Origin of the sequence: Vreelandella lionensis (assembly GCF_044543515.1) — a bacterium.
In the GTDB taxonomy this organism is placed as follows: Bacteria; Pseudomonadota; Gammaproteobacteria; order Pseudomonadales; family Halomonadaceae; genus Vreelandella; species Vreelandella lionensis.
Genome location: NZ_JBITWC010000034.1, coordinates 23,410 through 32,838, shown reverse-complemented (window position 1 = coordinate 32,838; position 9,429 = coordinate 23,410). Strand labels below are relative to the sequence as shown.

Annotated in this window: 9 protein-coding genes; 4 read left to right on the top strand and 5 right to left on the bottom strand. The window is 53.6% G+C overall.

The window, feature by feature from the left end; genetic code table 11:
• The first annotated feature begins 392 nt into the window (after window positions 1-392).
• The 4 genes from kynA to ACIGG6_RS16850 all read left to right on the top strand — a co-directional run bounded on the left by kynA (window position 393) and on the right by ACIGG6_RS16850 (window position 3,414).
• Complete coding sequence (kynA, locus tag ACIGG6_RS16865) at window positions 393-1,226, top strand: tryptophan 2,3-dioxygenase (protein WP_399846126.1); 834 nt, start codon at window positions 393-395, stop codon at window positions 1,224-1,226.
• Between the two features lie 61 nt (window positions 1,227-1,287).
• The gene (locus ACIGG6_RS16860) at window positions 1,288-1,665 is read left to right on the top strand and encodes a hypothetical protein (protein ID WP_399846124.1); all 378 of its coding nucleotides are present in this window, start codon (window positions 1,288-1,290) and stop codon (window positions 1,663-1,665) included.
• A 111-nt stretch (window positions 1,666-1,776) separates the two neighbouring features.
• Window positions 1,777-2,532 carry an aminotransferase class V-fold PLP-dependent enzyme gene (locus tag ACIGG6_RS16855; protein ID WP_399846128.1) on the top strand — a complete coding sequence of 252 codons (756 nt, stop codon included), beginning with the start codon at window positions 1,777-1,779 and terminating at the stop codon, window positions 2,530-2,532.
• A gap of 117 nt (window positions 2,533-2,649) precedes the next feature.
• Entirely contained in the window at window positions 2,650-3,414 is a 765-nt protein-coding gene (locus tag ACIGG6_RS16850; protein WP_399846121.1) for an alpha/beta hydrolase, read from the top strand.
• A gap of 71 nt (window positions 3,415-3,485) precedes the next feature.
• Here ACIGG6_RS16850 and ACIGG6_RS16845 read toward each other — a convergent pair whose 3' ends face one another.
• From ACIGG6_RS16845 to ACIGG6_RS16825, 5 genes are all read right to left on the bottom strand, one after another.
• Complete coding sequence (locus tag ACIGG6_RS16845) at window positions 3,486-3,725, bottom strand: hypothetical protein (RefSeq protein ID WP_253503834.1); 240 nt, start codon at window positions 3,723-3,725, stop codon at window positions 3,486-3,488.
• A gap of 64 nt (window positions 3,726-3,789) precedes the next feature.
• On the bottom strand, window positions 3,790-5,106 hold the full coding sequence (locus ACIGG6_RS16840; RefSeq protein WP_399846118.1) for a S8 family serine peptidase: 1,317 nt from the start codon (window positions 5,104-5,106) through the stop codon (window positions 3,790-3,792).
• A gap of 159 nt (window positions 5,107-5,265) precedes the next feature.
• The gene (locus ACIGG6_RS16835) at window positions 5,266-7,341 is read right to left on the bottom strand and encodes an EAL domain-containing protein (RefSeq protein ID WP_399846115.1); all 2,076 of its coding nucleotides are present in this window, start codon (window positions 7,339-7,341) and stop codon (window positions 5,266-5,268) included.
• 4 nt (window positions 7,342-7,345) lie between these two features.
• Window positions 7,346-7,813: a PAS domain-containing protein gene (locus tag ACIGG6_RS16830; RefSeq protein WP_399846112.1), complete on the bottom strand. Its 468-nt coding sequence runs from the start codon at window positions 7,811-7,813 to the stop codon at window positions 7,346-7,348.
• 211 nt (window positions 7,814-8,024) lie between these two features.
• Entirely contained in the window at window positions 8,025-9,392 is a 1,368-nt protein-coding gene (locus ACIGG6_RS16825; protein ID WP_399846110.1) for a CHAD domain-containing protein, read from the bottom strand.
• Window positions 9,393-9,429: the final 37 nt, after the last annotated feature.

Sequence of the window (9,429 nt, the reverse complement as noted above, 5' to 3'; positions counted from 1 at the left end):
CCGACACGGCACAAGTGATAACTTGTCACCGGTTGAGTATGAAAGGCGTTACTTTAAGAGCCTAACGGGTGTCTAGAATACCCGGGGCGATTCATAGGCATGTGGCACTCTTAGCATTAAAACGCCTCAATTTGAGTGAAAGCAGGGCTGAGCACAATATCGCCACCACCATTATCAAATTGACTGCTCCTTTAGCGGAACTCTATGAAGTCAGCCTGCCCCTACCCACCCAATCAAAATATAATCTGTCTACAGCGATGATAAACCACGTTTTGGCCTCCGCAGATTCTGATTGAAAGCGTACTCAATCAGAGACTTAAACTGGCGACTGACATATTCTGGGATCTAAGCGAGCCGAACGTACAAACATCAATAAGCAAGGCAGGCTAACTATGCAACTCCCCAATAACAACGATGATCATGAAGCCATTCACTGGGACCAGGACATTAGCTACGGTCAATATTTAGACCTTGAGCCACTCCTGGCCTGCCAGAACCCATTATCCAAAGAGCACGACGAACTGCTCTTTATCGTGATTCATCAGGTCTCGGAGCTTTGGATCAAGCTCTGCCTGCATGAAGCACACGGGGCGGCTGCGTATATCCAGCAAGACAATCTTTCCCCAGCCTTCAAGATGCTAAGCCGGGTTTCCCGCATACAGGAGCAGTTAATCAAAGCCTGGGAAGTGCTGGTAACCATGACTCCGGCGGATTACGCCAGCTTTAGGGACAGCCTAGGCCAAAGCTCGGGATTTCAATCGTATCAGTACCGCGAAATCGAATTTCTGTTGGGCAACAAGAATGCCAAACTAATCGAAGCGCACCGCTCTAGTCCTCGGCATTATCAAAAACTTCAGAAAGCGCTGAACACGCCGAGCCTTTACGACATTGCACTGCAGCTGCTAGCGCGACGGGGGTTTGCTATTCCGCAAGAGAAAATCGAGCGCGATTGGAGCATTCCCTATACCGCCAGTAGCGAGGTGGAAGCAGCCTGGAGCGCGATCTATCACAACAGTCAAAAGCACTGGGATCTCTATGAGCTTGCCGAGAAGTTGGTAGATATTGAATTCAATTTCCAGCGCTGGCGGTTTAACCACATGAAAACGGTGGAGCGCATTATTGGTTACCGGCGCGGCACCGGGGGTACGGCGGAAGTCAACTATCTGGTCAAGGCGCTGGATTTACAGTTCTTCCCTGAGCTGTGGAGCGTCAGAACGTCTATTTAACGGCGACGCCTAGCCCACCCTGAACTGAACGTGATGGCATTCGATTGTCTGGAGAATGGATATGAGCTTAAGCCTCAACGGTGTAACCCTGGCAAGCGTTCGAGAGCGCGACCAACAAGACCCGCTGGCCCACTTCAAACAGCGCTTCGCCCTGCCCGAAGGCATGCTTTACCTGGATGGTAACTCCCTGGGCGCCCAACCAATGGCGGCCAAGCAGGCCGTCACTAATACCCTAGACCAATGGCGCGACGAGTTAATCAAAGGCTGGAACCAGGGCTGGTTCGATGCACCAGAGCGCCTGGGCAACCTATTGGCTCCGATTATTGGCGCCAGGCACGGCGAAGTGAGCGTTACCGACAATATCACTTTGAATATCTTTAAGTTATTGGGGTATATCTGGCAGCAACGACCGGCGGAGCGGCAGGCAGTGCTGTCCTAAGGCGGCAACTTCCCCACCGATGGCTATATTGCTCAAGGCTTTTGCAGAGTAAGCGGTGCTGAGCACAGTTTTCTGCCCGAAGATGGAGATCTGGCTGCACACTTGGATGGTGTGGCAGTAGTGGTGCTTAGCCAAGTGAACTACCGCACGGGCAAGCTCCGCGATATAGCCGCTACTACGAAGCTGATTAACGATCACGGTGCCGAAGTGATCTGGGACCTTGCCCACTCGGCAGGTGCTCTGCCTATTGACCTTAACGGCGCGGGGGCACGCTATGCGGTGGGCTGCACCTATAAGTATCTGAATGGCGGCCCTGGTGCTCCGGCGTTTCTCTATGTCCATAAAGATGTGCAAGACGGCGGCTGGCAGCCGCTTTCCGGTTGGCACGGTCACGCCTCGCCGTTTGCGTTTGATGCCGATTACGCCCCTGCTGGCGATATTTCTCGTTTTCGCACTGGCACACACTCCGCCCTTGCCTACACAGCGCTCGAAGCCTCGTTTTCTCTATGGGCCGAAGTAGATATGCAGGCACTGCGCGATAAAAGTCTGGCTATGAGTGAGCTGTTCCGCGAGTGCCTAGCCGACAGATTGGAAGCCCACGGCATTAAAGATATGACACCAGCGACCAGTGAGCGCGGCAGCCAAGTATCGCTGATCGACAGCCAACATGGTTACGCGATCGTTCAGGCGTTGATTGCCCGCGGTGTCATTGGTGACTACCGGGAGCCGGGATTAATGCGCTTTGGCTTTGCACCGCTTTATCTGAGCTTTGAAGATGTTTGGCAGGCCGCTCATCATTTCCGTGCCGTGTTGAAAAGCGGCGAATATCAGAACTCACAGTTTCACGTGCGCAGCGCCGTGACCTAGGCTCTGTCTGAAAAGTCGGCGAAAAGACGGAGTTTACATGTTGTAAATGAGTACTTTGAGCCGATTTTTAACGCCGTATGGCCGAGCGCAGCCAGTTTTCAGACAGAACCTAAGACCATGATGAGCAGAATAAGCCAGGATCTAGCCTACTCTCCCAGTCACTTTGCCCGTGACTTTGAAGCCACCCTCGCGCGCCAAGCCGCTGCTGGGCGAGATCTTATTGCACGTCATCAGCCCATTGCGTTGCAGGTTGGCGATGCCCCAGCGGCTTGCCTTAATCTTTTTATGCCTGAGGTTAGTAACCCAAGGCCACTCATGGTGTTTATCCATGGTGGCTACTGGCAGGAGCTGGATAATACCTCCACTGATTTCCTAGCTGAGCGTTATTTGGCACGCGGCATGGCTTTTGCCTCGCTGGGCTACGGCCTAGCGCCGCACAACGCTATCGATACGATGATTGACCAATGCGTCCAAGGATTGGCAGTCGCCTATCGTGCGCTTACCGACAATGGTGGCGTAGGCCCCATTCTACTGGGTGGCCACAGTGCTGGTGCCCAGTTAGCCTATTGGGTGGCCAAAAGAAGCCAACTACCAATCAAACAGCTGCTGTTGGTCAGCGGCGTTTATGATTTAACGCCGCTAGTAACTACCTATATAAACGAGCCACTCGGCCTCACCCCAGCCAAAGCGCACGCACTTAGCCCTCAGTTTGCCGAGCTAGGCCACTTGCCGCCCAGCCAAGTGGTCATTGCCGAACACGACCCACCCACCTTTCGCCAGCAAGGGATTGATTTTGTCAAAGCGATTCGCGCAGCTAACGTACAGACCGAGTTGATTGAACTACCGGGCTGCGACCACTTTGATGTGCTGGAATATCTCTAGGAAAGTATCGGCGGCTCAACACTCAGGCCGCCCCTTTCCATTGGCGATTTACAGCGAACTGACAGCTATTATCACCAGGTTTGATCCGCCTCCGGCGGCCCCAGGTCAATTTGCATATCCGGCGCGATATCCACCACGCCTTTCACCTTTTTCAGCCGCTGCGCAGTGGCATCGTCTGCCGTGCCTGTAATGCAGCCTATCTCCTTAAGCACCTCACGGATGGTGAGCCCTTCGGCAGTGAGGCGCGTGGCGATGTCATCAATCGGCTGATCGCTGGAAATCGTGATCAACCATAGCGCGACCGTTGCCATTGAACGTATCTCCACAGGTCGTGCGCTGGGCGTTTGGAAAGAACCGCCCAGCGCGGCGTGATGGTTAAGGGGCTTGTACCAGCCCTACGCCCACTTGGGTGTCAGGCAGTGGCAAAGGTTTGGCCGACGCTACTAACTGCTCCCAAAGCTTCATTCCACGTAGGGAAGCATCTGACTGCGCCCAAAGCGCTGCACAGCCCGCCACGTGGGGCGCGGCCATGCTGGTACCGCTAATCGATTTATGCCGCGTAGGCCGTGGCCATGACGAAAAAACATCTCGGCCAGGGGCAGCAATTTCGATTTTGCCATGATTGGAAAAGTTGGAGGGCGATAAGTTGGGATCTAAGGAAGCCACCGACATCACCGTGGGTGAATTGGCCGGTGCCCCCGTTTGTGTGGCGGCATTCCCCGCTGCGGCAATCACCAGGCAGCCGTTACGCAGCGCCGCCGCCCCGGCATGTTTGTAGGCGGCTTGCACCGGACTTTGGCTCCCTAACGACATCGAAATCACTTCGCAGCGGTTGGCAATCGCCCAATTCAAACCCGCCAGCACTCCGGCTCCGGTACTGCTGCCAGAGTTGGTGAGCACCTTACCCACCAGTATTTGCGCTTCATAGGCAATGCCGTAGCGCGGCGTGGTATCACCTGGGGCTTGGGGGCCACAGGCTGTGCCAATACAGTGGGTGCCGTGTCCATTCATATCCTGCACGGCCTCTCCTACAAACGAGCGGGTCACGAATTCTCTGTCGGCAAAATCCGGGTGCCCCAGATCCATACCGGTATCCAACACAGCCACTTTGATCCCAGCACCGCTCCAGCGGCTTTGCGGCACCTTGCAGCGGCTTAACCCCCACGTCGGCCGAAGTGCCGCTTCAAGCTCTGACTGCCCCTCTTCGGCATCCAGCTCGACGCCCAAATCCCGCGCTATGGTGGTAGCGGCGCGTAAAAAGCCGCGCAGATACTCCGAGTTTTCCGAAAACGCAAAGTACTCCGGCTCAATAATCTCGATGGGGCTATCCGCCGCGCGCTTATCCAGCACGCTCATGCCGTGCTGCTCTAAGGCATCACCGCCAATAAGCGCCACGCCAATTTCTGGAAACACCATGGCTTCCGCGTCACCGGCGTCTTCCAGGCTCACTGCTTGGTCGGTGAAGTCGCGAGCATCTGCCACGCGGAAGTTCTGGGCTTTTAAAGCTTTGATGCCCTCTTCCACCCGACCATCGCGATAGCTAATCAGAAAGCGCCCAGTCTCCAGGCAGCTACCGCCGCGCTCCAGCGCGGCCAACAACAGTTTTTCGGTGCCACAAGAGACCGAATTAAGTGATTTACTCGCACCAGAAGGGTTGTTGCCGCTTCCCCTTCCTTGAGGTTTTTTGGGCATCATCAGTCCTTTTCGGTTAGCTTTTCAGGAGTATTGAAATGCACCAATACCGCTGCTTTCAGCTTAACTCAACTAATCAGCATCGCCAGCAGCTCAATAAAAAGGCAACCGCAACGCTTATTCAGCGCGCATACATTCCCTGTTGCCGTATTCACTTAATCACGGAGTAGCCCGGAGGTACCCTTCGCAGTCGACTACCGACAGTGGCTTAGCGTATAAAAATCCTTGACCCGCATCACACCCCAGAGACTGAAGATGAACGGCCTGGTCATGTGTTTCAATTCCCTCGGCAAGTACATCAAGCCCCAAACTGTGTCCCATTTGGATGATCGCTTTGGTAATCGCTACGCTTTGCTGATCGTTCAGTAACTGCTGGGTGAATGATTGGTCTATTTTTAAGCGATGGAGAGGAAACTGCTTCAGATAGTTTAAGCTTGAGTAACCAGTTCCAAAGTCATCTATGGCAAGGTGAACACCCAATTCACGCAGCGCATTCAGCTTATATAGAACCTGCTCCACACCTTGCATGACGACGCCTTCAGTCACTTCCAATTCCAATAGACTGGGCTGAAGACCAGTACGTGAAAGGACATCGCTTACACGTTCGCAAAAGTTAGTCTGCTGGAATTGATGCGCCGAAATGTTCACGGCGATAGTCCCTGTTGTTAAACCCTGGGCCACCCAGCGAGCGTGCTGGTAGCAGGCCGTTTCCAGCACCCAGTTACCAATCGGGACGATTAGGCCGCAGTTCTCGGCGATGGGAATGAATTGGCCAGGGGAAACAAGCCCACGGGAAGGGTTCTGCCATCGCACCAATGCCTCTAGCCCGAGCACATCACCCGTACTCAGAGACAGTTGTGGTTGATACATCAAAAATAGTTCGTTGCGTTCAATGGCACGGTGCAAGTCGCTCTCCAGTGTTAAACGGTCAAGCGCTTGCATGTTCATTGCAGGTGCATAGAACTGATATCGGTTACGGCCCAGCTGCTTGGCAACATACATTGCTGCATCTGCATTACGCATCAGGGTTTCAGAATCCTTCCCATCGCGGGGGTAACACGCTATTCCAATACTGACACCCAGAATAATTTCAGTCTCTTCCAGAATGAAAGGAGTAGTAATAACGGTGAGAATCTTTTCTGCAATGACAGAGGCTGCCTGCGCGTTCTGAATGCCCGTTAAGGCCACGATAAACTCATCACCTCCTTGCCGACTTACCGTATCCTCTGCACGTACGCAGCCTGATAGACGCCTCGCCACTTCCTTAAGTAACTGATCGCCCATTGCATGCCCAAATACATCATTCACATGTTTGAACAGGTCGAGGTCTAGAAAAAGTAACGCTATGTGCTGGTTGTGCCGATGGGCGAATGACAGCGCTACGTTAAGCCGATCAGTTAAAAGCGAACGATTTGGCAAGTCTGTCAGCGAATCATGAAGCGCCATGTGGCTAAGCCGCTGGTTAGTCCAATGACGCTCGGCCGCAGCGCTAAGAATATTGGCAACTCCTTGCAAGAAACTGGCATCATCAGCCGAGAAGTGTCGGATGGTAGTAGAGTAGGCACCCAGCACACCAACCGGTTTTTCCAATCCTCCCACCAAAACATCAACACTGCTTACAATGCCATGGGAAGCAAGTAGTTCAGATCGGATGAATTGTGGCTCTTCACTAAAGTCATGAATAATGACGGGCTCGTGTGACTCAAAGACACTAGATGTATGCGTCTGCTGTTGAGTATCACCTACTGGTTGGCCCATCCAGCCTGGTTTCCAACCGATGCCAGCTTTTAAGACCAAAGATTTTTGAGGCCCTTCCAACACCAGAACGTTGCTAAACTCCACGCTCAAGCCCTGGGCGATGACCGATACAGCTTCCGCATACACTTCATCGAGGCTGGCGGCAGATAGTGCCAGCCTTCCCAGAGTAGCCACGAGTAGCTGTTGTTGTGCCCTTGTATGCAGCGCCAGTTCAGCATATTTTCGCTCAGAAATATCCTGAATCGTGCCAAAAAAGCCGGTGACTTCACCACTATCATTTTTTTTGGGTACAGCGACTACTTGTACATACACTTCTTTCCCGCGACCTGCCTTTGTTCGAAGATCAAACCTTTGCGTTTGACCTGATGTAACCCCCAAACCCACCATCTTTTTTAGAATATCAGCGCTTTCAGCGTCGAAGAGCAGCGCACTTTCATGCAGGGTTTGGGGCGGGCCTAGACGGCTGTCTCGGCCCAACAGGCTATATACGACTGGTGACCAAGTGGTTTTTTTCGGTCACTGGGTTATATTCCCAATCACCGATTTTACCAACGCGCTGGGCTTCATCTAGACGCTCTTGGACGCGCTTCAGGTCGTCAATATCCGTGCATGTGCCAAACCATTTAACGATATTGCCCTTCGCATCGCGCATGGGTAAGGCTCTACCGAGCATCCAATGATAAACCCCATCCCACCGACGCAGCCGGTATTCAATCTCATAGGGTTCGCCACTGCTTGTCGCTTGAAGCCACCGTTCGGCAGCGCGCTGCCGATCGTCTGGGTGAAAGGGGGGGTTCCAGCCAAATCCTAGGCTCTCTTCAAGTGTCAGCCCGGTATAATCCATCCAGGGCTGATTAAAATCGATGTGCCACCCGTCAGGGCGGGTAACCCAGACGATTTGCGGCATGGTTTCTACCAAGGTGCGAAATTCCGCCTCACTGGAACGCAAAGCATCCTGGATCCGGTTTAGTTCTACGTCGCTGTCGACTGCTAACCGACCTGCTCACCGACTATTACTCACCCTGATGTTCAACCATGTGCATGGCCCTCAATAATTAATTTTGATGAACCATACTGCATCAAATAGGATGGGAAAACATCTACCTCATTGTGTGAATTTTTAACGATTGAATACTCTCAGCCTAAGACTGGCTGGGTGCTTATCGATGACTAACCAAAGGCCCCAGCGCCAGCACCTTTTTACGCAGTTTTTGCTTCTGCGTTTCTAACGCGGCGTGCCACTGCGAACACTCTATGCGCTGTTCAGGCGTGTTATCAGCGCCTGAGCTAAACGCATCTAGCCAAGCTTGACGGGCGCACAGGTCTTGATAGTCGCCAAGCAGGCTTTGGCGGCGCTTTAATTCAGAAAGAAACGGCTCAGGAGGCTCTGGGTAAAGATCAGCAAGATAGCGGATGCGCTTCACGCCCTTACGAAGTTCATGCAGGTTGGCGTCTGGGGAATCTACCGAGAGGGCTGCTAAATCCTCATTGTGACGCGCAATGCGCTCATCCAATACCGCCTGGATACGCTTGGGAGACAGTTTAGAGAGCGCCTTCTCTACCCCGTCCGAAGCAATAAAACTCTGCCAGCCCTGCAGCTCTTCAGCATACTCCGGCGTGCTTAACTGCTGGCACAGGGTGTGATGCGGCACCCGCTGGCAGCATTGCAACCATTGCCGTAACCCCTCGCGAGTGCTTGCAGAAAGCGGTGGCTGTGTTTTACCCAAGTCTTCTAAAAATACGTCCAGATCGCGAAGGTCGCTGGTGGCTTGAGCACGCTGCTTGAGCCGCTTCAGCATCTTTTTAAGGCCGGGCACCTTGGTAATAGCGAGTACCGATTCGCCCACTGCACGGCTGCGGCGCAGGTTAACCCGGTACTGATGCAGGAACTCAGAATCAATCCCCGCCATAACGCCAGGCTTTAAAGCGCCGATCATTCGACTCTGGTGCTCCAGCAAGTCGCGAATGCGGCTCACCGTATCGTGTTGGGGGTCGGGTGGATTGGGGGCAAGGCGCTGAAAAAGCGAGTAACTGGCCGTTTCGGGGATCAGGCCACCCGCCAAAACGGCACAGCCCTTTTCCACGGCTTTCCAAGGGGTATCGGGTAGTGTGAAGTGCAGCGCGCTGCCGGTGGGTAATGAATGCGGCGCTTCATCGTTAAGCCAACGCGCAAGCTCAATGAGCGCCGGGTTATGCCCAATCACCAGCACTCGCTCGGCCTTATCCGGCAGCGCTTTGAGCCATGTTAATAGCGCCTCGCTATCAAACGTGTAAAGGGCGTCATCAAAGAGCACATGGCTGGCTAAGTGGTGGGTAAGGAGTTGCGATGAGATCCCGTCAAAGGTTTCCCGTGTGCGCTTCGCTGTACTCACAAAGATCTTCCCATCCAACGCTTGCCAGCGCTGCAGCACATGGGCCATCGCCGCTGCCTGGCGCTCACCTCGTTTGCGCAGCGGTCGTTGGTGGTCGGTCATATCGCCATGGGGCTGTTTGGCTTTGGCGTGGCGCATTAAGGTAAGGTGCCGCATGGGAAGCCTCCCAGGATAAGGGTCATCCACAAAGTTT